The 23,136-nt window shown below is 66.6% G+C and carries 21 protein-coding genes; 11 read left to right on the top strand and 10 right to left on the bottom strand.

What is annotated here, in order from left to right; all coding sequences use genetic code 11:
* Window positions 1-34: 34 nt before the first annotated feature.
* The 6 genes from B3T59_RS07070 to B3T59_RS07045 all read right to left on the bottom strand — a co-directional run bounded on the left by B3T59_RS07070 (window position 35) and on the right by B3T59_RS07045 (window position 6,093).
* Window positions 35-997: an alpha/beta fold hydrolase gene (locus tag B3T59_RS07070; RefSeq protein ID WP_287001839.1), complete on the bottom strand. Its 963-nt coding sequence runs from the start codon at window positions 995-997 to the stop codon at window positions 35-37.
* Between the two features lie 3 nt (window positions 998-1,000).
* The gene (locus B3T59_RS07065; protein ID WP_064861919.1) at window positions 1,001-1,534 is read right to left on the bottom strand and encodes a phage holin family protein; all 534 of its coding nucleotides are present in this window, start codon (window positions 1,532-1,534) and stop codon (window positions 1,001-1,003) included.
* Window positions 1,535-1,639: 105 nt separating this feature from the next.
* Window positions 1,640-2,665 (bottom strand): MerR family transcriptional regulator, encoded by a 1,026-nt coding sequence (locus B3T59_RS07060; RefSeq protein WP_287001838.1) that lies wholly within the window; start codon window positions 2,663-2,665, stop codon window positions 1,640-1,642.
* On the bottom strand, window positions 2,628-3,290 hold the full coding sequence (locus B3T59_RS07055; RefSeq protein ID WP_287001837.1) for a HEAT repeat domain-containing protein: 663 nt from the start codon (window positions 3,288-3,290) through the stop codon (window positions 2,628-2,630). Before B3T59_RS07055 ends, B3T59_RS07060 begins: the two co-directional genes overlap by 38 nt.
* Window positions 3,291-3,487: 197 nt before the next feature.
* Window positions 3,488-5,440, bottom strand: coding sequence for an acetate--CoA ligase (gene acs / locus B3T59_RS07050; RefSeq protein ID WP_064903311.1), 1,953 nt, complete (start codon window positions 5,438-5,440; stop codon window positions 3,488-3,490).
* Window positions 5,441-5,613: 173 nt separating this feature from the next.
* Window positions 5,614-6,093, bottom strand: a complete 480-nt coding sequence (locus B3T59_RS07045; protein WP_287001836.1) for a GyrI-like domain-containing protein — start codon at window positions 6,091-6,093, stop codon at window positions 5,614-5,616.
* Between the two features lie 105 nt (window positions 6,094-6,198).
* On the opposite strand from B3T59_RS07045, the gene B3T59_RS07040 reads away from it, so the two are divergent.
* The 9 genes from B3T59_RS07040 to B3T59_RS07000 all read left to right on the top strand — a co-directional run bounded on the left by B3T59_RS07040 (window position 6,199) and on the right by B3T59_RS07000 (window position 13,619).
* Window positions 6,199-6,954 (top strand): oxidoreductase, encoded by a 756-nt coding sequence (locus B3T59_RS07040; protein WP_287001835.1) that lies wholly within the window; start codon window positions 6,199-6,201, stop codon window positions 6,952-6,954.
* A gap of 1,187 nt (window positions 6,955-8,141) precedes the next feature.
* Complete coding sequence (gene ssd, locus B3T59_RS07035) at window positions 8,142-9,203, top strand: septum site-determining protein Ssd (RefSeq protein WP_064903305.1); 1,062 nt, start codon at window positions 8,142-8,144, stop codon at window positions 9,201-9,203.
* On the top strand, window positions 9,200-10,414 hold the full coding sequence (locus B3T59_RS07030) for a TadA family conjugal transfer-associated ATPase (RefSeq protein ID WP_287001834.1): 1,215 nt from the start codon (window positions 9,200-9,202) through the stop codon (window positions 10,412-10,414). The genes ssd and B3T59_RS07030 overlap by 4 nt, the downstream gene beginning before the upstream one ends.
* Window positions 10,411-11,241 carry a type II secretion system F family protein gene (locus B3T59_RS07025; protein ID WP_064903303.1) on the top strand — a complete coding sequence of 277 codons (831 nt, stop codon included), beginning with the start codon at window positions 10,411-10,413 and terminating at the stop codon, window positions 11,239-11,241. Before B3T59_RS07030 ends, B3T59_RS07025 begins: the two co-directional genes overlap by 4 nt.
* Window positions 11,238-11,846 (top strand): type II secretion system F family protein, encoded by a 609-nt coding sequence (locus B3T59_RS07020; RefSeq protein ID WP_064903301.1) that lies wholly within the window; start codon window positions 11,238-11,240, stop codon window positions 11,844-11,846. The genes B3T59_RS07025 and B3T59_RS07020 overlap by 4 nt, the downstream gene beginning before the upstream one ends.
* Window positions 11,847-11,929: 83 nt before the next feature.
* Window positions 11,930-12,163 (top strand): DUF4244 domain-containing protein, encoded by a 234-nt coding sequence (locus B3T59_RS07015; RefSeq protein ID WP_064863139.1) that lies wholly within the window; start codon window positions 11,930-11,932, stop codon window positions 12,161-12,163.
* A gap of 1 nt (window position 12,164) precedes the next feature.
* The gene (locus B3T59_RS07010; RefSeq protein WP_064863140.1) at window positions 12,165-12,542 is read left to right on the top strand and encodes a TadE family type IV pilus minor pilin; all 378 of its coding nucleotides are present in this window, start codon (window positions 12,165-12,167) and stop codon (window positions 12,540-12,542) included.
* A complete protein-coding gene (locus B3T59_RS07005; RefSeq protein WP_064863141.1) occupies window positions 12,539-12,955 on the top strand; it encodes an Rv3654c family TadE-like protein in 417 nt (138 codons plus the stop codon). Before B3T59_RS07010 ends, B3T59_RS07005 begins: the two co-directional genes overlap by 4 nt.
* 160 nt (window positions 12,956-13,115) lie before the next feature.
* Entirely contained in the window at window positions 13,116-13,619 is a 504-nt protein-coding gene (locus tag B3T59_RS07000; protein ID WP_064863142.1) for a hypothetical protein, read from the top strand.
* 42 nt (window positions 13,620-13,661) lie between these two features.
* Here B3T59_RS07000 and B3T59_RS06995 read toward each other — a convergent pair whose 3' ends face one another.
* Complete coding sequence (locus B3T59_RS06995) at window positions 13,662-13,970, bottom strand: hypothetical protein (protein ID WP_287001833.1); 309 nt, start codon at window positions 13,968-13,970, stop codon at window positions 13,662-13,664.
* Between the two features lie 275 nt (window positions 13,971-14,245).
* Window positions 14,246-14,824, bottom strand: a complete 579-nt coding sequence (locus tag B3T59_RS06990) for a hypothetical protein (protein WP_064863144.1) — start codon at window positions 14,822-14,824, stop codon at window positions 14,246-14,248.
* 722 nt (window positions 14,825-15,546) lie between these two features.
* Here B3T59_RS06990 and B3T59_RS06985 point away from each other — a divergent pair.
* Entirely contained in the window at window positions 15,547-18,411 is a 2,865-nt protein-coding gene (locus B3T59_RS06985; RefSeq protein ID WP_287001832.1) for an AAA family ATPase, read from the top strand.
* Window positions 18,412-18,438: 27 nt separating this feature from the next.
* On the opposite strand, the gene B3T59_RS06980 is transcribed toward B3T59_RS06985, so the two are convergent.
* Both B3T59_RS06980 and B3T59_RS06975 read right to left on the bottom strand, forming a co-directional pair.
* Window positions 18,439-20,757 (bottom strand): helix-turn-helix transcriptional regulator, encoded by a 2,319-nt coding sequence (locus B3T59_RS06980; protein ID WP_287001831.1) that lies wholly within the window; start codon window positions 20,755-20,757, stop codon window positions 18,439-18,441.
* A 188-nt stretch (window positions 20,758-20,945) separates the two neighbouring features.
* Window positions 20,946-22,583, bottom strand: coding sequence for a hypothetical protein (locus B3T59_RS06975; RefSeq protein ID WP_287001830.1), 1,638 nt, complete (start codon window positions 22,581-22,583; stop codon window positions 20,946-20,948).
* Window positions 22,584-22,810: 227 nt separating this feature from the next.
* Here B3T59_RS06975 and B3T59_RS06970 point away from each other — a divergent pair, with 227 nt between their 5' ends.
* Window positions 22,811-23,071: a hypothetical protein gene (locus tag B3T59_RS06970; RefSeq protein WP_287001829.1), complete on the top strand. Its 261-nt coding sequence runs from the start codon at window positions 22,811-22,813 to the stop codon at window positions 23,069-23,071.
* The last annotated feature ends 65 nt before the right edge of the window (window positions 23,072-23,136 follow it).

Here is a 23,136-nt window from a genome sequence, read left to right as displayed (position 1 = left end):
TGCCGACTGTGCGCCGCGGGACGTCGAGCGTGCGCTAGTCGTCGCGGCCGGTGCCGGCGAGGAGGTCGCCGAGCAGCTTGCTGACCTCACTCGGCCGCTCCTGGTGGGCGAAGTGACCGCTGCCGGGGATGGGGCGATAGTCAAAGTCCGAGGCCCATTCGGCACCGGCACCGACTGATTCGTCGGTGATGTAGGGATCGTCGACGCCGCGCACCGCGAGGACCGGGATGGACAGCCGCTTCTCCATGAGGTCCATGAAGCGGACGCCGTCGGGTCGAAATTGCGACCGGAACACCCAGCGCTGGTACTCCAGGCTGCAGTGTGCGGCGCCGGGAATCTGGATCGCGGATCGGTTCTTGTCGACAGTGTCGGTGTAGTCGTCGGTGTCCTGCCATGCGAGCCCCGACCGCTCGGCGAAGTATTCGCCGATGAATGCGCCGTTGTGTCGGGTCAGTCGTCGCTCGGCCATGCGCGGCACCTGGTTGCTCAAGAAGTTTCCGAGAAACGACGACCGCTGCTCGGCGTCTCGCAACACGTCGCGCCGCAGGACCCGCGGATGAGGTGAGGAGATGACCGCGATCGCGCGCACCGCACGTGGGTGCAGCGTGGCGGTCGCCCAGCATGCCAGCCCGCCGTCGGCGTGGCCGATGAGCGTCGCGGATGTATGCCCGAGCGCGCGCACGAGGCCGTTGGTATCGCCTGCCAGGGTCCAACCGTCGTAACCGCGAGGAGGTTTGTCGCTGTCGCCGTAGCCGCGCAGATCGACCGCGACAGCTCGGTAACCGGCCTCGGTCAGGTCGGCCAGTTGGTGGCGCCAACTCCACCAGAACTCACCGAAACCGTGAAGCAGCAAGGCGAGTGGGCGGTCTGGATGTTCCGAGGACGTACCCGGGCCGTCGGCCTCGACCGCGTGGAACCGCACCCCGTTGGCACGTACGTCGAGATGACGCCAGGGCCCGGCGAACCGGACACTGGACGGGTCGGGGGCTGCGGCCAAATCTCAGGCCTCGCGTGCGGGCGGTATCGCAGGATGACTGCCGCCGTGTCCGAGCGACGAGCCGGGGCCGTCGTCGTGTCGGCCCGGCAGCACGGTCTGCACCTCCTTGACGCTGCTGATCGTCTTCTTCGGACCGCGAACTCGTTTGAACACGAGGTAGCCGACGAAGGCTGCGATCAGCGTGATGACAACGAGGATCGCGAACACGATCAGGAACGCGAGCCAGCGCGAGACCCACTCGTCGAGCAGTTCGGCGAGGAAGAAGAAGAAAAAGAAGCTCGCGTACAGAGCCATCACGCCCGCCACGATCAGCAGAGCGGTGCCCGCCCCCGCTTTCTTCGCGTCGTCGACCAGCTCCGCCTTGGCCAGCGCGACCTCGGACCGGAACAGCGTCGAGACACTCGCGGTGGCGTTCTTGACCAGGCTTCCGACGCTGGCTTCGCCGGACGAATCGCGGTCGGCGTCGCTCAACGGAATCGACGGTGTCTTGCCCCCTGCGTTGCGGTAGTCGGACTGGCCGGACTCGTTTCCACTCACAGCATCCTCCGTCTTTGGCGTTCTCCTGCCATATGTTGCCATGCGCGGGTCTTCGCGGTTGTGCCCGCCGCCGCGTCGACGTGGCGTGGCGGCGGGTCGACCCGGTCAGGAGCGGTGTTGTCGCAGCGTGGAGAGTGCGGCCACCGCGGGATCGCGGTCGTCGGTGTGCGCGTCGAGGATGTGCACGGCCACCTCGCCGGGCAGGTCGACGAGTGCCTGGGCGAGTCTGCTCCGTGCCTGCGGATCGACGTGGTCGCCATCGAGGAGCCTGCCGAGTTCCATCGCGATCTCGTCGGCGGTTGCGGAGGTGTGTGCGAGGTCGCGGATCGCGTCGGCGGCGTCGACGTCATGACTGCCGTCGACGACCATGTTGATCAACCGCGGGATCATGGCAGTGTCACCCCGCGTTGCGAGGGCGAGCGACGCGGCATCGGCGACGGCACGGTCGGTGTCGCGGAGTGCGGTGCGTCGCAGCAATTCGACGGACGTGTCGGTGTTCAGCTTCGTGATCGCCGAGACCGCACGGCGTCGGATCTCGGGGTCTGGGGAGAGGAGACCCGCACCGAGTGCGGCCTCCGCAGCGGGATCGGCGAAATCGGCGAGCGCCCAGACGAGGGTGCCGGCGACATTCGTATCGCGCTCGGCCAGAACGGCTTTCGCGAGCGCCTCCGGCGAGAGTCGCCCGCCGTGTGCGGTCAGCGCTGCCCGCTGGCGTAGGGCCGGGGAGTCGGAGTCGAGGTCGTGGAGTAGTTTCACCGAGTTCAGCACGTCCTCCCAGTCGGTCGGCGCGGCGTCGGCGATGCGGGTCAGGAGCGTGAGCAACTCGGTCTCGCGCGTGATGCGTTGGCGCGTCTTCGCGATGAGCTCGTCGACCAGGTCTGCGGGTTCGGCGGTCCCCGGGGTGTCCAGCAGTGTCTTGATTCCTGCCAGTGACACCCCGAGCGCGCGCAGTCCGACGACGCGGAACAGCCGCGCGATGTCGTCGGGGGAGTAGTCGCGGTACCCGCCCGCGGTGCGGGTCGCCGGTCGCACCAGCCCCAGCCGGTCGTAGTGCCGCAGCATCCGGACGCTCACGCCCGAATGCCGCGACACCTCACCGATCAGCATCGTCGATGCGGACGGGTGCACCACGCAGTGTCAGTGCGCGCTTTGCTTGTTCGACTGCGTCGGCGAAGCCGCCGCCCGGGTCGTTCATCAGGCGCCGGGTCGCGTCGGCGTGAATGCGCACTGCCTCGTGGCCGCTTGTGCTCGCCGCGTCTAGAACGCCGATTGCTGCCTCGCCGAGCGCGCTCAGCGCACGACTGAGACTGCGCTGCACCTCTCGGTCGCCGCGGCCGAGTTCGGCGGCCAAGGCGGCTGCGAGATCGGAGACGTCCTCATCGTCATCGGCAACGAGCGCAACCGCCGTCCGCCACGCTGTCCGGGCTACGTCGTCGTCTGGATCGTGCAGCAGGCCCGTGATGTGCTGATAGACACTGCGATCGCCGATCTTCGACAGCGTGTGTAATGCCTGGCTGCGCGCCTGCGCCGACGTCGAGTCCAACTCCGCGGCCACTCGCGGCACCGTCGCTGCGTGCGGCGTCCGAGTGAGTGCCCAGGTCAGCATGTCGCGGACGAAGAAGTCGGATTCAACGCCGCTGCGGTGTACCAGTGCGTCGACGAGCGCTGGATCGGGTTCGGTCCCCGCCGCCAGTGCTGCGCGCAGCCGGATCGACGGATCCGGCGCCGACAGCGCGTCGATGAGTGTCTGAGTCATCGTGATCACCTCCACGACCTGAGTCAAAACCCTGTCACCGTGTCAGGGTCAAGAGCAAGGCCGCCGGGACAACGAGATCTCCAGACGCAGCCCGCCCGTTTTCAGTCATTTTTCCGTCGACCGTCGACGCCGACCTGGGCTTTTGCCGGCCGGCGCCGCGCCGAATGACTGAAAACGGGCGAACAACTGTGTGCGGATCAGCCCTTTCGGCTGCGAATCGCCTCGAACACCGAGGGATCGACCAGTGTCGAGGTGTCGCCGAGCTCGCGGCCTTCGGCGACGTCCTTGAGGAGACGTCGCATGATCTTGCCCGATCGGGTCTTGGGCAGTTCGGGCACGACGTTGATCTCACGCGGCTTGGCGATCGGGGAGATCTCCACCGACACCTGCTCGCGGAGCTCCTTGATCAGCTGATCTCCGGTGTTCGCTACGCCTTCGCGCAGGATCACGAACGCGACGATGCCCTGCCCGGTGGTCTCATCGGCAGCTCCGATCACGGCGGCTTCGGCGACACCGGAGTGCCCGACGAGGGCCGATTCGACCTCCGCGGTGGAGATGCGGTGGCCGGAGATGTTCATGACGTCGTCGACACGGCCGAGGACCCAGAGTGCCCCGTCGTCGTCGTAGCGGGCGCCGTCGCCGGCGAAGTACCAACCCTGTTCGGCGAACCGCGACCAGTATGTGTCGCGGTAGCGCTCGTCGTCGCCCCAGATGCCGCGAAGCATCGACGGCCACGGCTTGTCGAGGACCAGGTAGCCCTGCTCGCCCGCGCCGACAGGCTGGCCGTTGTCGTCGACGATCTTCGCCGAGATGCCGGGCAGCGGTCCCATGGCCGAGCCTGGCTTGGTCGCGGTGACGCCGGGTAGCGGCGAGATCATGATGGCGCCGGTCTCGGTCTGCCACCAGGTGTCGACGATGGGTGCCGAGTTGGCTCCGATGACCTCGCGGAACCACTTCCACGCCTCGGGGTTGATCGGTTCGCCGACGCTGCCGAGCAGTCGGATGGAGCTCAGATCATGGGCGTCGGGGATCTGGCGGCCCCACTTCATGAACGTACGGATCAGCGTGGGAGCGATGTAATACGTTGTGACACCGTATTTTTCGATGATCTCGAAGTGACGGTGCTCGTTGGGGGAGTTGGGGGTGCCCTCGTAGACCACTTCGGTCGCCCCGTTGGAGAGCGGCCCGTAGACGAGGTACGAGTGGCCGGTGACCCAGCCGATGTCGGCGCCGCACCAGAAGACGTCGCGGCCTTCCTTGTGGTCGAAGACGTAATGGAAGGTGTAGCTGGCCTGGGTCAGGTAACCGCCCGAGGTGTGCACGATGCCCTTGGGCTTACCGGTGGTGCCCGACGTGTAAAGCAGGAACAGCGGGTGCTCGGAGTCGAAGGCTTCCGGTTCGTGATGAGTCGACGACTCGTCGACGGTGTCCTCCCACCACACGTCGCGACCTTCGACCCAGTTCAGATCGGGATCGTGATTGGTACGACGCACGACGAGGACCTTCTCGACAGACTTCGCGGCGGCGTCGCCGGTGCCGAGTGCTTCGTCGACGGCGGTCTTGAGAGGTGCGGGCTTGCCTCGGCGGAACTGGCCGTCGGTGGTGATGACGAGTTTGGCCTCGGCGTCGTCGACGCGGGAGCGCAGCGCGCCTGCGGAGAACCCGGCGAACACCACCGAGTGGGTCAGGCCGAGGCGTGCGCACGCGAGCATCGAGACGAGCGCCTCGGGGACCATCGGCATGTAGATGGCCACGCGGTCGCCGGGGACCAGGCCGATCGAGGCGAAGTAGTTGGCCGCCTTGGACACCTCGTCCTTGAGCTGGCTGTAGGTGAGGTCACGCGAATCGCCGGGCTCGCCGACCCAGTGGATCGCGACACGGTCGCCCTTGCCCGCGGCGACGTGGCGGTCGACGCAGTTGACCGCCACGTTGAGTTTGCCTCCGACGAACCACTTCGCGAATGGTGCATCCGACCAGTCGAGGACCTGGTCGAAATCGGTGTCCCAGTCCAGGCGCCTGCCCTGCTCCGCCCAGAACTCGAGGCGGTCGGCGTCGGCATGGTCGTAGAGCGCGGCGGTGCCGTTCGCCTGCGCGACGAACTCGGGCGTCGGCGGATACACCTGTGCGGTGGGGTGTGCAGCTGTGGACATCTCTGAGCAGGGCCTTTCACTCTCGGTGTGCATTCACGCGACTCCACCCACGGTGAGGTGGGGCGTGCCGGGGTCTCATTGTGAGGGTAGTCACGTTGGGGTGGCGTTGCAGGCGCCGGGGGACTGGCGGCAGAGCTCGCGCGCCGAGCTGTCGATGGTGCGCGACGAACGGTTCACACCGCGTCTGTCACCGGGACAAAGATCTGGGTGATCATGTCCTCTGGATCGGCGTCGGGAGTCGGCTGAGTCAGATAGATCTCCCACACGACATCCCCGCGAACCAGGGAGTGATCGGCAATCCACGCGAACAACTCCGCGTAGACGTCGGACAGATGGTCGTAGTTGCCGCGGTGGTCGTAGGTGACCGCGCGACCTCCCGGGGTTCGGAACGGCGTCACGTCATCGGTCGCTTCGACGACTCCGTCGACGGGGAAGCCCACACCGACGTCGATGGCGTCGGTAGGGAGTCCGAATGTCAGCCCACGTGGCGGTCCGGTGATTGCCAGGCCCGACGACGCGATCGCCCCAGGCAGTCTGCGGAACGCGTCGTCGTAGAAGCCGCGTAGCGCGTCAAAGGGTACGGTCGCGCGGATCAGCGCCAGCTGCTCGGCGTCGACGGTGGTGATCTGTGGGTGCTGCGTGAGGACGGACATAGACCGACGATGTCACGGTTGCATGGCTCCGACCGGGCGTTCGTTGGGTGAGCGCCCGCGGGGCACAGAATCTGGCAGCGCAGGAATCGATTACCGTGGCGAACTGTGACTACCGACCCACTTGCGCCGCTTACGGAGTTGCCCGGCGTGCGCGAGGCCGCCGACCGTGCGCGCGACGCGCTCGGCGCTGTGCACCGGCATCCGGCCAATCTGCGTGGTTGGAACAACACCGCGACCGAGGCGTCGTGGCGGGCCGGCCGATCGTCTGCGGCGATTGACGGTGGGAGCGCCGAGCTGAGGCGTGACGGAGACTTCGACGACCCGATCCTGGCCGGCGCGATGCGGGTGGCCCAGGCGCTCGATGGTGATTCGCTCGATGCGTTGACGGCGGTGTATCGACGCGCGCCCGCGCAGGCGTTCGCGCGGTTGCATATGCTGGCCGCCGCCGACCTCGTCGACGACCCCGACCTGCTCGGCCGCCCGCGACCGGGAGCCGACGTCGCGACGCGACTCGAACTCCTCGGCCAGTTGATCACCGGTGCGACGTCGGTGCCTGCACCGGTGTTGGCCGCGGTGGTGCACGGCGAACTGCTGACACTCGACGCCTTCGGAAGCGCCAGCGGTGTCGTCGCCCGCGCGGCGTCGCGCCTGACGTCGACGTCGAGTGGCCTCGATCCGCACAACCTCGGCGTACCCGAGGTGACCTGGTTCAAGAAGGTCGACGAATATCACTCGCTGGCAACGGGATTCGGCACCGGTCAGCCTGATGCGCTCGGCGCGTGGATCGTGTTCTGCTGCGAGGCGATGGTGGCCGGAGCGACCGAGGCGAGGTCGATCGCCGACGCCGCTCGCGCGGGATGATGGCTGCCTGATTGGTGCCGGGGGGCCGGACGCTGCCAGCGGGCGAAGACTTGCCCAGACAGCACTGCGCCCCAGACAGCACTGCGGGCGGCCCACCTGTCTCTCGACAGGTTGCCGCCCGCGTAGCACGGACCCAAGTTACCAAGCGTGCTGCGGTGGGTTGTGGTCACCGCCTCGGCGAGGGATCACGTTCTGCGAGAACAGGTCTCCTCCGTCGCGCTGCCCTTGCTCTCTGGCCCGCTCACGGCATCCGTCGATGTCGGTGCCGGACGAACTCTCGGGCCAGGCGTGGCGCTGCAGTTGTCGGAGTTGTTGCTCGAAGCCGCGATGTCGCAGGCGCACAACACTTGTGCCTCATGCGGCGTGCTCCGCGTGGGTGCTTGCCGCCCGTGCTGGGAGTGCTCGCCGGGGGGTTCGGTCCTTCTCTTCCGGATCGGACTTTGCTCGACGAGTTTTCCGTGATTTACGTTCTACACCGTGATCGGCGTCACATCAAGCCCCTTGGCGAGCCGCTCTGGAAACTCCCGCAAGCGAGCTCGACGGACGGGTTCCGGGGCGAGAATCCGGATGATCAGGATCAAGCCGAAAGATGCCCGCCGGTCATCCGACCCACACATCACCCGTGCCGATTCGGTTAAACATCTTTAACGTCACCCGCCCAGCGGAGGGGCGAATCGACGTACTCGCAGGTCCAGGCCTCGCGCATCACGACGGTCGTTTGGGACGAATGACCGCTTGGCAAACTATCGCAAATGCTGCAATCAGTATTCTCACCTGGCGTTCGAGTGTGTATAGTCGGTGCTACCCGGTTCTTTATTGAACCGGCGCCTTTCAGCCCGACCCCCCGGGGCTGAAACGCGACAACCCCGGCCCCCTCCCCCCCTGGCCGGGGTTGTCCTCTGTCTGGGGGTCTCTTCTTTGTCGGCAACCGGGCTGGGTTGCTCTCTGGGCTGGACGGTCTGGCCGCGTCAAGACGGTCTCGCCGCGTCGATCCGGTGCGTTAGACGTGCCTAGCGTACACCATCGCACCGATAATTCATCATAGTAAATCCCGCTGCGTCGACACTTGCCGGGTGAGCTGCGTTGCGCGTGCGGCGCTCATCCACAAGCAAGCCTCTGTCCCCAGATGCGCCCACGCATCGCGGTAGCAGGGCGTACCGGTCGGCGGTGCGACGCATGCTCAGTTCATGTCCGACGACCTCCTCGCCCTTGTGGCCGAACACTTGCACGACGACGTTGCCCGGTGCGCTGCCGCAGCGGGCTATCGGCTGATCCCCGGTGACGCGCGTGAGTGCCGGCGGGATTGGTTGAGAACTCGTGCGGTCGTGCTCGATCCGCCCGCTGTCGCCACGCTCGCACAGAGCTCGCTGCCACGGCGCGGAGGCGTCGTGCTGATCTCCGACGTCGAACCCGCCTCTGCGACGTGGCGTGGTGCGCTCGATCTCGGCGCCGTCGATTCGGCTGTGCTCCCCGACGATGAGTCCCACCTGGTGCGGATTCTCACCGAACTGAGACTGCCGGCATCGCGCCAAGCAGGAGCATTGGCGTTCATTCCGGCGCACGGCGGGGCGGGAGCGTCGACGCTCGCCGTGGCGAGTGCGCTGGCAGCCGTCGACAGCGGCGAGCGGGTGTTGCTACTCGACATCGACGAGCTCGGGGCCGGATTGGATCTCACGCTCGGCGTGGAAGCGCGCGAAGGGCTCCGCTGGCAAGACCTTTCCTTCGACGAGGGTGCGGTCAGCGGTGCGTCGCTCCGAAATGCGTTGCCGCGGTATAACGACAGGCTTGCGCTGGTCACCGGGAGGCGTGACGACATCCGGTCGCTTTCGCGTGGCCCTGTGCTCGCAGCGGTAGACGCCGGTCGTGCGCACGGCGACCTGGTGATCGCGGATCTCCCACGCGCCGACACCCCGGTGGTGCGCGCAGTGGCAGAGTCGGCCGAATTGGTGGTGGTGGTGACCACTCCGACCGTCGCAGGTACCGCCGCCGCACGTCTCCTGATCGCTCGATTGCTGCCGGCGTGCCCGCGCGTCGAACTCGTGATCCGCGGGCCGTCTCCCGGCGGGTTGCGGGCAGCGCAGATCGCCGAAGCGGTTGGTGTGCCGTTGATCGCCGCGTGCCGGCCCGACCCGCGCCTGGCCATGCGTCTCGAAGCAGGACGTCTGCGGGTCGCGCCGCGCAGTCCGTTGGGGCGGGCGGCGTCGGCCGTGTACTCACGATTCGCCGACGCTCGAGTGGCGGCATCATGAGTAGTGCCGCGGCACAGCGAAGTTCACGCGTGCAGGCGGTGACCGCGACGTCCGACGACGCTCTGATCGACCGGGTGCGTGAGCGCCTCGCCAAGGAGTCGGCCGAACCGACGGCAGCGGTCATCGCGGAGGCGATTCGCGCGGAATCGGGTGGGGTTCTCGGCGACACCGACCTGCTTGCGGCACTGCGGCATCTGCAGACCGAACTGACCGGCGCGGGACGACTCGAGGTACTGCTCGCCGAGCCCGGCGTCGCCGACGTGCTCGTCGTCGGCCCGCAGCGGGTCTGGGTCGATCGAGGCAGCGGTCTCGAACCGACTGGTATCACCTTCGACGACGATGCGGCCGTTCGACGACTCGCTAGTCGGCTGGCGCTCGGCGCCGGCAGACGTCTCGACGACGCGCAACCGTGGGTCGACGCCCAGCTCACGTCGCTCGGCAGACGCGGACTCACCGTGCGGCTCCACGCCGTCATCCCTCCGCTGGCCGCGGACGGTACATGTATCTCTCTGCGGGTATTGCGCACGGCCGGAATGGATATGGCGGGACTGATCGCGTCGGGGGCGGTCCCGCCCGAGTTGGTCGAGGTGCTCGAAGCGACGGTCGCCGCACGTCTCGCCTTTCTCATCGTCGGCGGAACCGGGTCGGGCAAGACGACTCTGCTGAACGCGTTGATCGGTGCCATGGCCCCGACTGATCGGGTGCTGTGCGTCGAGGATGCGTTGGAACTCGCCCCGGCACATCCACATGTGGTGCGTCTTGTCGCACGAACGTCGAATGTCGAAGGGATGGGCGAGGTTCCGGTACGAGTCCTGGTTCGACAAGCGCTGCGGATGCGACCTGACCGCATCATCGTCGGGGAGGTTCGCGGTGCCGAGGTCATCGACCTTCTCACCGCACTCAACACGGGCCATGAAGGGAGCGGCGGGACGTTGCACGCCAACTCGACCTCGGAGGTTCCTGCTCGTATGGAAGCGCTTGCGGCACTTGGGGGAATGAACCGAGAAGCATTGCACTCACAGCTCGCGGCCGCCGTCCGAATCGTTGTCGGGGTCAGCCGTACAGCCGGTGGAGCGCGGGGGATTGTCGAAGTCGGGATGGTATCCCGGAACGCCGATGGATGGGTGACGATCCGGCCGGTTTGGCTGCGAAACAGTGGATTCACCGAGCACCGCGCGGAGTTCGACGCGTTGGTCGAGGAGCGCACATGAGCATCGTGTTGGCGGCGCTTGCGATTGGGGTGATGTGGTGGCCGACGAGTCGGGTCGAGCATCGCGTGTCGATGTTGACCGGGACGGCGGCCACGCGATGGACACCGTTGCAGCCGAGCGCTTGTGGGTTGGTCTGTGCGCCGCTGGTGGCGCTGCTCGTCGGAGGGATCTCGGGTGCGGTGGCGGCGTCGATCGTGGTGGCGCTGGTCGTCTGGCTCCGTCGGCGAAGACGTCGTGCGGCCGAGCACGAGGTTCAGCGCGACGAGATGTTGACCGCTCTGGCGCTGGTGATCGCCGAGCTTTCGGTGGGAGCTCCGCCCGCCCGCGCATGTGCCGTTGCAGCCCGCGAGATCTCGGAGGGTAGGGATGATCCATCGGAGGTGGCCGAAGGGCTGACCGTGTTGGCCGCACGAGCCGAACTCGGGGGGAGCGTCGTCGTCGATGGGGCGTCTGAGAGCCGGGGGCAGGGATCTGGTTCGGATTCTGCGGATCAGTCCTGGCGCCGGATCGCCGTCGCGTGGCGAACCGCGGAGCACTCGGGCGTCCCGATGGGGGAGTTGCTCGAGTCGTTGCGCGCCGACCTCGCCGCGCGACGCGCGTTCACCGAGCGCACGCGTGCCGGCCTTGCGGGGGCGCGCGCGACTGCCGTTGTGCTGGCAGGACTTCCGCTCCTCGGGATAGGGCTGGGTCAGGCGACGGGCGCGCGCCCGATCCAGGTGCTGCTCGGCGGGGGTCTCGGCGGCATGCTGCTGGTGATCGGCACGGCGCTGGTCGCTGCGGGCGTGGTGTGGACCGAACGGATCACCGACAAAGTGGTGCGCGGATGACGATGTCGCTGCTGCTACTCGCTGCAGCGGTGTTGATCCTGCCGCCGCGGCGGTGGCTGCTGTATCGGGTCGTCGAGCCGCCTGATAGTCCCTCGGGAGAAGCGCGGTGGCTCGGAAAGCACCGTGAGGTCGACGATCCGTTTGCCATCGCCGCGGGCCTCGACCTGTTCGCAGTGTGTCTGCGCGCAGGTCTCACGGTCCCCGCCTCCGCACTCGCCGTCGCACAGACAGCACCGACGGCGTTGGCGGAGCCGCTGACCGCTACGGCGGAGCTACTCGAGCTCGGCGCCGAGCCCGAACGTGCGTGGTCGACGCCACTTGGAGTTCGACCAGCACGCCGAAAACCCTCCGACACCGAGTATTTCGAGCAGTTGTCGATGCTCGCTCGGCGATCAGCTCGTGCGGGGTCGGCGCTGTCGGCCCAGGTGGGTGAGCTCGCCACCGAAACCCGACGTCGAGCGCACGACGACGCGCATGCTCGTGCCGAGCGGGCAGGGGTGCTGGTGAGCGGTCCGCTCGGCCTGTGTTTTCTCCCCGCGTTCGTGTGTCTCGGCATCGTCCCGGTTGTGATCGGCCTCGCGGGCTCAACACTCTCCGGTCTTTAGAAGACTCGATGGATCTCTTCGTGGGTTCTCAACGTCAAAGCAGTGCAGCACCAATCAGTTTCACCTCAACCGAAAGGCACATCATGAAGATTCTCCACGCGACCCGAAGCGGATTCGAACGAATCACGGTTCGTACCAACGCGAACCTGACCAGATTGATGACCGACGACGAAGGCATGAGCACCGCGGAGTACGCAATCGGCACGATTGCGGCCGCAGCGTTCGGGGCGATCTTGTACACGGTGGTCAGTGGCGACAACATTGTCAGCGCTCTGACCGGGATCATCACCAAGGCGCTCAACACGTCGGTGGGTTGAGATGCGGCCGCGACGGATTATCGACGACGAGTCGGGGATGGTCACGATCGAGGGAGCGTACGCGATTTCGGCTGTCGTGATCGTGGTGATTCTCGCGGTGGGTGTGGTCATGGCGGTAACCACTCAGGTCCGTTGTGCCGACGCCGCCCGCGAGGTCGCTCGGCTGACGGCCGCGGGTGACGATAATGCCCGCGCCGCAGGCGAGCAGATCGTGCCGGGTGCGCAGATCTCTGTTGCGGCGCAGGCAGATCGGATAGTCGTCGAGGTCCGTCGCGGAGCGCCGATGGTGCCGGGTCTGACATTGTCTGCGCGGGCCGTCGCCGTCCCTGAGCCCGATGGTGCCGACCAGGTCGACGTCGCGCCGGGGGTGATGCGGTGACCTGTCGCCGGTCGGGTGGGGCGCGGACGCAGCGGGATTCACGCTTCACTCGACTTCTCCGCGATGAGGGCGGCTACGCCACCGTGGCCGCGGCCGGGGCAATCGCGGGTATCGCAGCCCTGATCGTGCTGGTCATCTATGTGGGTGCGGCGACGCTGGCTCGTCATCGGGCGCAGTCGGCCGCCGATCTCGCCGCATTGGCCGCGGCGGCCGATCATGTTGCGGCGCGGGCTGACCCGTGTGCCACGGCCAAGTCGCTCACCGCCGAGCAGCGGCCGCGGGCGGAGGTGTTCGAGTGCGCGGTCGTCGGTGAGGACGTCGTGGTCGGTGTGCGTGTGTCGGTGTCCCTGGGGGCGTTGGGGGTCCGAGCAGCGTCGGCGCGGGCGCGAGCCGGCCCGGCAGAGGGCCCGTGACTACTTCCCGACCCGCGACACCGTCAGGCGCCGGTCCGTGTAGTCCGTTCGTACTCAAATGACGGCTTTCACCCGATCGAGTTACATCGATGCAGCATCGGGCTGGGTACCGTCCAGTGGCGCACCACTGTCTCGTTCGTCCGAATCTCGGAGGTTGTCCATGAAGTTCTCCCGTTCCGCCGGCGCTGCTGCACTCTGTGCTGCCGCGGTGGTCCTGTCGATGCCCGCTGCCGCACACGCAGGAGGGACCAAGGACCCGCGGTACGCGGCACCCCCTGCATCGTCGGCGCCGACCTCGGCATGCTCGGATCGTGCGCCGTACACGGGACAGTGGGTTGGGCACGGGCGAGCGATCGATCTGCGCGACAACGGTTCCGGAACCATCACACTCGGCAGCGGTGCGTCGAACAGCGAGACGTGGACGTTGGCCTGGAAGGCGCAGAAGACCACGGTGTTCCCCGACTGCGGCATCCTGACTGAGGTCAAGACGCAGACCAAGAAGCTGGGTCAGGGCAGCTATGGACTACTGGGCGCCGGAAAGTCGTTTGAGGGCGCGCTGGGTAAACGAGAAGGACACACGGTCCTGTTGATGTCGCTGCATCCCGGCCAGGACTCGATTGCGTTCTGCCGCAAAGACGATTACGCCCGCGACTGCGGCGCGTAATTCGCTATCCCCCGCAAGGGTCGCTGATGTTGCGTGGCCTGATCAGGCTCCGCACTCCCGCGAGTACCCGTACTTGTCCGGGTTGCACCAGGTCAGTGAGTGCTGGGCGGAGGTGAAGCCGGCCATCTGCATATAGGTGACGGCTTGTGAATCCTTCACCAGCACAACGTGATAGACCACGCCGGCGTGCATCAAGTTATCTCCCAGACCTTCGCCGTGCTTCGAGATCTGATCGCGCAGCGTCATGGTGACTCCGCTGGAGTCAGTGCTCCAGGTGAGAGCCCACTTCTCGCCGTCGGCGGCGCCGGTCGATACCGACATGTCGCCGGTGCCGTCGGCGTTGAGGTTCATGTCTCGCGTGTGACCCTCCCACGCGCCGGTACGCACACCTTCGCAAGCCGTGTCCGCTGTCGTCGGGTCTCGGGTAGATCGATGCGCATGACCGCTCCTCTCGATGACTGGACCCGATGGGTACTCGATCCGATGAGGACGTCACCAGGCGATCGTGACTCAATCGGACGAAGCGTGGGCCTCTGACCGACTATCGCAGCGAAACGCGGTGACGTGACACCAGGTCATTCGGCTGAACGGCCGCCACGAGGTCGACGGGGCTCGAGCAGTGGAACTCAGAGAGCGTCGTCGCCGATGTGAATGCGTTTGGGGTACACCCGTGTCGAATCCATCGGGGCGAACCAGACCTGGGAGAACGAGACCTCGGCGTCGCCGCGGTAGGCGAGTCGGAGTCGGCCCGGCCCGGACTTGGGGCTGGGGCCGTCGAGAATGTTGGTGCTCGAGATGCGGCTGTTCGGAATGCGTGGTGCCACCGCGTCGACGAATGGTGCCCAGTGCACCACCTCGCCCTCGGTGAGGAACGCACCTGCGGCGGCGTGGACCTCGCCGGTGTCGGTGTCGGCCGCGAGGTAGACCTCGCCGAGCGCCGTGGCGATGCGTGGACCGACCATCGCGCTCTGCAGGTACCACTGCGCATTGTCGACGACGTCGGCGTCGAAACGGGCGGCACACCAGGCGAAGTGGATGTCGAGTGCATCGAGCGCCTGCGCCTCGGAGTAGAACACGTCCGGCTCGCCGATCGACGCGGGCAGAGTGTCGGCCGATCCCGTCGGACGCGCCAGTAGGAAGAACGCTGGACGCGCACGGGTAATGAGCGGCGACGGAGTCACGCGATCGGGGGTCCCCTCATGCATCGTTCAAGTATCCCTGAGAACAGTCTGTGACAGGCGGTAGTGGCCGGATTCGTCGAATTCGACGTGCCGCGGCCCGGCCTCACCCGCGCCTGACCTGGGGTGAGTTACCACCGAGACGTCACTGGTCAGGCGTCCACGCTGAGTAGTTTTGCCAGAGCTTTCGCCATTCGCCCGATACTGCCTGAGAGTTCTCTGAGACTTCGGCGGCGAGCGTTGTCGGCATGCGTTCGGCAGATCGAATCGACACCGCCCGAATCCACAGCCGTTGGAATCCACAGCCGTTCGAAATCCAGGGTCGAGGAGAAGTCACGCACACGGACGTCATGAGCCGCTCTCACACACGGAACCGAATCGGCGCGGGAATCGCGGCGACAGGTGCATTGGCCAGCGCCGTCACGATCGCGACAGCCCCGTCTGCGCACGCCGCGGCGGCGGTCGCCGCAGTCGCCGCAGCCGAACCGTGCCGCCCTCAGCGCGCCTGCCGCGCCCACCGCGATCACCGGAAGTGCTGCCGAGTTCCACGATTAGGTGGTCAACAGCGTCGTCGACAACATCACCCAGATCGGTGACACGGCAGACAGCACGTCCGTCGACTCGACGTCCGAAGACTCCACGTCCAGAGACTCCATGCCCGCCGACGCCAGTGCAGCGGCCTGACGATAAAGTCGTGACCAGCGGTCGGGCGTTCTGCGGGGAGTGCCGGTCCGGTCCGCTCTCGTCTGTTGAGTTCGTTACGGGCAGTGTTGCCCACGGGAGATGATCGGGTGTCGGCCGAATGCGTCGCGGAGCGTTCCGGCGACCGCACAGAGCCCCCTGGGCCAGTGCGTCGCGGAGCGTTGCTCGGCCGCGAACGTGAGCAACGTGAACTCGCCGATGTCATTGACTCCGTGTTCGCAGGTGGCACCGGAGTCGTCCTGGTCCGCGGCGAACCGGGCGTCGGCAAGACGGCGCTGGTGACTGCCGCAGCAGATGGTGCGGGCAAAGCCGGGGCGTCGGTGTTGCTCGGACGTGCGGTCGCCTTCGAGCAGTCCCTCTCCAATGCGCTTCTGCAGGTGCTTCTGCTGAATCTCGTCGATGGGCCGACACAGGTTGCGTCACAGCATGTCTCGACGCTTCGTCTCGCTCTCGGACTCGACGCCGGAGAAACACCAACGCCCGCAGTATTGGCGAGCGCGGCCGTCTCCCTGGTTGACGAGATGTCTACTCGCGCACCGGTCGTGATCGTCGTCGACGATCTCCATCACGCGGATGAGAGCTCGGCGGCGGTGCTCGAGGCGCTCGTGATGGCGCGGATACCACGTGTCGCCATCGTGGCAACCGCTCCTGCGCACACGCAGTGTGAGTTCGGCCCGAGCACGATCATCGATGTCGGGCCGCTCGATGGCGACGCCGCGTCGACGCTGCTCCCGCTGAACCATCCGAGTATGGCGCCCGACGTGAGGCGCCGAGTCCTGGCACTCGCCGAAGGCAATCCGCTCGCCCTGCGTGCGTTGCCCGCCGAACTACGCTACGACCAGATCGACGGTTCGTCGTCGTTGCCGCCGGTAATCCCGATGTCAACTGTGTTGCGCGACAGACTCGTTCCCGAGATTCCCGACCTTCCGGCCGCGACGCGACGCCTGCTGTTGATGCACGCGCTGGCTCCCGACGTTCCGATCGCTGATCTCCTCGCGACGCTCGGCAGTCGCACCTGCTCGGACGTCGTCACCACGGCGATCACGGCGGGACTCATCGAACTGAGCGTCGCCGACGGCGAGTCACCGTCGGCACGTCCGCCGCGAGTTCACTTCACCCCAGCGCTCATCGGATCGGCGCTGATGAGCGCGGCGACCGACGACGAGCGATCGTCGGCGTATCGGTCACTCGCGCGAGTTCCGCAGTGCTCGGCTGGGATCACACTCGATATGTCAACGGGAAGAACCACATTCGACGACGCTCTGGCAGCTCAACTCGAAGTGGCCGCGGAAGCGGATCTGTGCACAGGCGAGTGGCGATCGGGGCTGGACCGGCTCCGACGGGCCGTCGAGCTCAGTGGTGATCCCCGGGAGCGTCACCGACGACTGGCCCGCGCAACGCAGGTTGCCGCACGCGTCGATCGTGGCGCGGCGGCGGAGATGTTCGTCGGAATGCAGACAGGCCAGCGACATTTCGAGAACTCGATCACCGACGCACTCGCCGCGTCGGCGGTCATCGTCATCGATGACGACGGCGACGTCGACACTGCCTACCGGATGCTGATGGATGCGTTCGAACGCACTGCGCCGCATGACCCCGACGATCCGGTGGTCGTCGAAGCCGTCGAGGCGTTGCGCGAGTTGTGTTGGCTCGGTGGGCGTGTGGAGTTGTGGGAGGGGTATCGGCGGATCGTCGACGAGGTCGCTCCCGAAGCGTCCTCTGCGCTCGGACTTGTGGCGGCACTCTGGAAGGGGCCGTCGACGTTGTCGGTCGTCCAGCAGACAACTCTGGACGCGCTGATCACCGGGTTGTCGGTCGACCAATCTCCGCTCTGGATCGGTGAGATCGCCGAGATGGCTGCGACATTCGACCGGATCGATGAGTGTCGTGCGGTACTCGACGAACTGGTCGACGGCGTAGACACTCGCCGCGACGTAGCGAGCAGGCCGTCGATCGCGGCGGTGTGGGCGATGCTGCAGCTGGCTCAGGACGCGTTCCACCGTGGGCGATGGTCCACCACAACAGAATTGGCTCAGCGGGCCAAGGCGGTCTGCGACGTCGACGGCCACGATCACCTCGGCTGGCTCGCCGACTATCTGCTCGGCATGGTTGCCGCGGTTCGTGGCGAGGTCGATGTGGTGGAGCAACTCGCGGCACGCATGCGTGCGTGGGCACTACCGCGGCGTGCCTTCGTGCTCGTCCGGTTCGCCGAACATCTGTGGACGATGGTCGCAGGTGGGCGCGGAGATGTGGGTTCGGTGTACACCCACGCGACGGCGGTCAGTCCGGTGGGTCAGGTCGGACCGTACGTCTCGATGTCGGGAATGATCGCATTGGATCTGGTCCGATCGGCGACACGCACCGGTCGAGGCGACGATGCGCGAGCGCATGTCGCCGCCATCGAGGAAGCCCGGCTCGACCGAATCTCACCGCGACTGAACATGATTACGCTGGCATGCCGGGCGATGATCAGCGACGACGACTCGGGTCGCCTCTTCGAGGAGGCGCTGGCGGTACCCGGTTCCGGTCAGTGGGTCTTCGAGTACGCGCGTATTCAGTACACCTACGGCATGGAACTGAGACGCAAGCAGGAGCTCGTTGCCGCGAGGAGGCAACTGCGAGCTGCGTTGTCGACGTTCGTCGAACTCGGTGCGACACCGTGGGCCACGCGCGCCGAGGCAGAACTCGACGCCACTGCCCCGACACGCAACGCGACGGCGGCAGACTCGGAGTTGACCGCCTATGAACGACGTATCGCAGACATGGTGGCGTCGGGCCTGACCAACAAGGCTGTCGCGGAACGACTCGACATCTCGCATCGGACCGTCGGCAATCATCTGTATCGGATCTACGCCAAATTGGGTGTGACGTCGCGGGTGGAACTGCGCGAGGTGCTCGCAGTCCCGAGATGAGAGCGCGGTAATCGTACGACCGACAGGTCAGGCGAAGAGCGCGCAATCACGCAGCGCCGTACGGGATCTCACTCCGACGGTGCGGTATACGTGCGAGAGATGACTGCCCACCGTACTCGGCGCGATACCCATCTGAGATGCGATGGCACGGTTGGACATCCCCGAGGCGGCCATCTCGGCGATGCGGTGTGCCGTGGCGGAGATCTGTGGGGATCGACGTGGCGGCGTGAAGGTGGTGACCGACTCGCCGAGCAACCGTAGTTCATCGACGGTTCGGGCAGACCAGTGGTCGGCGCCGAGCACGGTGAACGTCGAGAGAGATTGGTAGAGTTCTTCTCTCGCGGCGCGACCGAGGCCGTTCATGCGCAACCGACGCCCGAAATGCAAGCGCACTCGCGCCACGTCGAACGGCCATCGGTCTGCGCCGGGCGTTGCGATCGCAGAGCGATATGCCTCGACATCGTCGGTGACGATCGCATACGAACCCGCGCGCAGGAAAGCGAGCCGGAGATCGGGTCCATGGCCGACTGCGGTCAATGCCTGCGCCACCGCCACTGTTGCCGACCGTGATTCGCATTCGGCGGCGGCCTCGGCGAGGTCGATGATGGCGCGGTCGCCGCGAGTGATGACGTCGGCGGGCCCATGTTTCGATGCGCGGAAGATGCGTAGCGCGCTCCGCGGATTGCCTGCACCGAGAGCGGTGACTGCCTGGAGGTGCCCATGGTGTCGGGCGACGCCAACCCCCTTGGATATCCACTCGGGTACAGCGAGTGAGGCAACCGATGGCGTGAGCAGCTCTCCGCGGTACGCCGACAACAGTTTTCGTGCGCTGACCAGATATGCCTGTGCGTAGAGTTGCAAGCCCGACCTCCGGCACAGGGCTATCCCGCCGTCGAGAATCCGCTGTGCCTCGTCCCAACGTCCGGCGCCGAGATAGTGGGAGCCGAGCATCCAAGCGGCGCAGACCGACGAGGTGACCGACGAGCGGGGGTCGCTCCATACGCGATGCAACGCGGCACGCCACCAGTAGCTGCTGCTGCGCGACGTCGCGACAAATGCGCTGCGCACCACATCTGCGCTATCGGCTGAGTGTTGTAGGGTGTCGATCAGCCGGTCGAGTCGAGTATCGAGGTGTGCATGCGATGCGCGGTCGGGTGAAAGTGTTTGCGCCGCAATCAGTGCCCACTCAGGCGCTATCGCCGCATGCTGGCCTACCAGGGAGGTGAATTCCGACCAGTGTTCCGGCCGATCGTCGAGATGGCACAGCTGATAGTGCGACCAGAGTGCATCGTCGAGAATGCGATCGCCCGGTTCCGAAGGATGTGCGCGAATCGCTCGTGCAAAAGTCCGTTGCGCTTCGCGGATCGACTCCGGGGCTGTTGCTGACAGATACGAGCGCGCGACGACCGCCTCGAGTGAGCGTGTCGCCGCGGTGTCGATGCTCACCGCTTCGTCGAGAAGTGCGCTGGCGGTGGGGATATCGGCGCTCACCGCGGATACCAGGGCCGACGCCGCGGCGAGCCGTCGAGCCTTGGCAGGCGGCTCTGTGGTGTGTGCGGCGCTGAGGCGGAATGTGTGTGCCGCTGTATGGGAGTCGCCGTGGCGAAGGGCCTGAGCAGCGGATCGCTGTAGGAGGTCTGCGAGGTCGTCGTGGTCGAGCCCGAGTGATGTGTGGTCGCTCGTCGATGGTGGGGCCTCGGTCGAAGCGATGGCGAGATAGCCCGCGCGGACCAGTTCGCGAGGCCGGCCGTCTCCGCGACGCACGATTCGACGACGATCATCGGAATCGAGACTCGGAAAGTGCAGGCGCAGAAAGTCTTCAGACGCCGCTGCGTCGAGCGGATGGACCGCGAGTGCGACGTCGACCGCATGGCTGGGAAGACCCGCGACACCCGGCACGCAGGTGGTGACGAGCTTGACGCTGCTGCCGGTCAGCCGTCGACTCAGGTACGAGAGTGTTTGTGCGGCATCGTCGTCGAGCCGATCGGCGTCGTCGAGTCCGATGAGAAGCGAGTGGGATCGCGGCCGGCGGGCAAGGCTGAGCAACGTCTGTCGCGGATCGTCGGCGTTGTCGTTTGTGACGATGCCCGAGTGGTGCTCGGAGGTGGCGGATTCTCGGAGGTGGGCTGCCAGTTCGGTCAGAACCGACTCGGAGCCTGCGCGCGTGTTCAGTCGTGCGAGTCGGTATCCGGCGTCAGACGCCATACGTTCGGCCGCGGCGAGCAGCGCGGTGCGCCCGGTTCCCGGTTCGCCGACGAGCGCTACCGAATGGTCGGTCGGCGACGAGACGAATGCGCCCAGTGATCCGAGGAGTCGGTCGCGCGCCGTCAGGGCGTGTGACACCACTGCTGCTGAACCTCCCCTGTGAGATAAGTTACTTCCGAGTACAAAGAGAAATGTAGCTCACCTACGCGGCGCCCAGATGTCCGGGTTGCCCGAAGTCGGAGTCGGCACGTCAAGCCGTGCCCGGCTGGCAGAACACAGCGACGCCCACGACCGTGGTGGTAGTGGGCGCCGCGTTGTTCTTGGAACTGCTACTTCGAGGCGGAACCGCTAGTCGACGACGCGTTGCTGCTCGATGCCGATGCCGACGACGGTGAGGACGTGGAGTCGGAGTCCGCCGAGGCGGTGGCGCCGGAACTCGAAGCTCCTCCGGTGTCGGCGCCCGCAGAGCCGGCGTCAGCAGAACCGTTGGCTGTAGGGCTCGTGTCGGCAGAACCCGTGCCGCCTGTTTCGGTGCCGCTCGTCGCGCCGGGGTCGACTGCGGGCGAGTTGCCTGTCGCTTCGGCCGTGTCCACTCCAGCCGTGTCTAGGCCGCCGGTGGCAGGTGCATAGGCGCCGCCCGTGCCCGTCGCGTCACCTGCCACTACATCACCCGCCACGCTCTCACCCGGCGCTGCCTCGGAGGATTCGGAGTCCGAGGGTTCCGAAGGGGTTGTCGACTCCGCGAGATCCGTTGCGCTCGGGGCCTTCTCTGTCGTCTTCGAAGCCGTGGCGCTGACGATCGGCGCGCTGGTGACCGACGACGCGTCGACGGTATACGAGGCGGTCGTTGCTTCCTCTGGTGCCAGGACTCCGGCGATCCGCTGCTGGATGTACTGGAGCGCACCGAGTGCGCCCGGTAGGAAGATCTTGAGCTCGCCGTCGTCGAACGTGATGTCGAGTTTCGGACCCAGCAGTCCGCCGTTGATCACCGGATAATCACCGAGGCCAATCATGTCGCCGACACTGGGGCCGTAGCCGCCGTTGAGGAGGCCGTCGAGCATGACACCCGGGGCCTGCAGCAGTGCAGTCGCGACGGCGGAGACGTCTCCCGCTGCGACGCCGTCGGCGACGGTCTGAATCGCGTGCCCGAGGGCTCCGATTCCGCCGCCCAATGGGCTGATGATGCCCATGCCCGCGAACAGAGCGACCTCTTGGAGCTGGCCGACGACCCGCTTGCCTGCGTTGAACGGTTCGGCCAGAGCAGTGCTGATCTGGTCGTTGGGGATCGCCCCCACGAGTGACAGACCCAGGTCGAATGGCACATCGAGGATCTTCTGCAACGCAGGTAGCAGTGGGCCTGATGGGTTGACTGCCGCGAAGATCGGAACCACCGCCACCATCAGCATGTTGTTCATCGCCGACTCGATGTCGCCCGCCCGTAGCGCTTCGGTGACCGCTTCGAGTAGCGGCGGGACGTCGTTGCGCAGCGCGTCGGCCACGTCCTGGGCCGCACCGGACAGTCCTGGACCGATGCCGCCGGCTGCCTCGGTCGCCTGCTTCCACAGCGCAGCGAAATCGGGGCTGGTGCCCGCCTTCCACTCGCCGTGCACAGCGCCGTCGGCGACGCCCTTGACGAGATTGAGCTGGTTCTCCAACACCTGGCTCAGTATCGGCAGTGCTGTGTCGGGCGAATTGGCCTGCAGCGTTGTGATGTTCGTGAGTGCGCGCTGGATCGCGTCCGTGTAGATCTGCGTCGGGTCGGCATCGGTGGCCAGGGCGGTCACCGCATGTGCGCCGACGGTTGCGGTGTCCGCGGCGAGCTGTGTCGTCGACGCTGCCCCCTCGGTTGCGGCCACCGTTGCGGCCTGGCTCATTGCCGGGACGGCTGCAATCACTGCGGCACTCGCGATGGACATTCCCGTGAGGGCCAACGCGCCCACCCCCGGGCGAACGACAACGTTCTTCATGGTCACTCCTTGTCAGTGGCGGCACCAGAACCTCGTCCGCCCCCGAGCGACCCGATTGCAGCGCGCCGCCACCACCCGACGCGCCGTCGTCGAGAGTGCCTCGTTCGCACTGCAGAATGACGGGATGCGCGCAAGCCGGTAGCCGCATGACTCAGCTTGTGACGTGGAACACGACGCACGAAACGCCCCGACGCCCGCGGAGACGTGTCCGCGGGCGCCGAGGCGTCGTGAGTGGTGTCGATCAGCTATCGCTCGACGCCGAGCTCCCTGTGGAGTCGGATTTCGCGTCGCTCGACGCTGGACTTCCTGCCGAGTCCGCTCCGGACTTCGACGCCGCGGAGTCCGCAGACTTCTCGGTGTCCGCCGCACCAGCGTCGGCAGCCGAGCCGGTTCCCTTCGAATCCGCAGTGCTCGACGTCGAGTCGGTAGCGGACCTCGAATCATCAGCGGTGCTGGATGATTCGACGCTGCCCGACTTATCGCCGTAAGGCTGGGCGGGTGCCTCTGTGTCATCTGCAACCGTTGTCGTCGGCGCAGCCGCATCGGAAGAAGT

The sequence above is a fragment of the Gordonia sp. UBA7860 genome, assembly GCF_002500165.1.
Classification (GTDB): domain Bacteria; phylum Actinomycetota; class Actinomycetes; order Mycobacteriales; family Mycobacteriaceae; genus Gordonia; species Gordonia sputi.
This window is presented reverse-complemented; position numbering and strand designations above follow the sequence as displayed.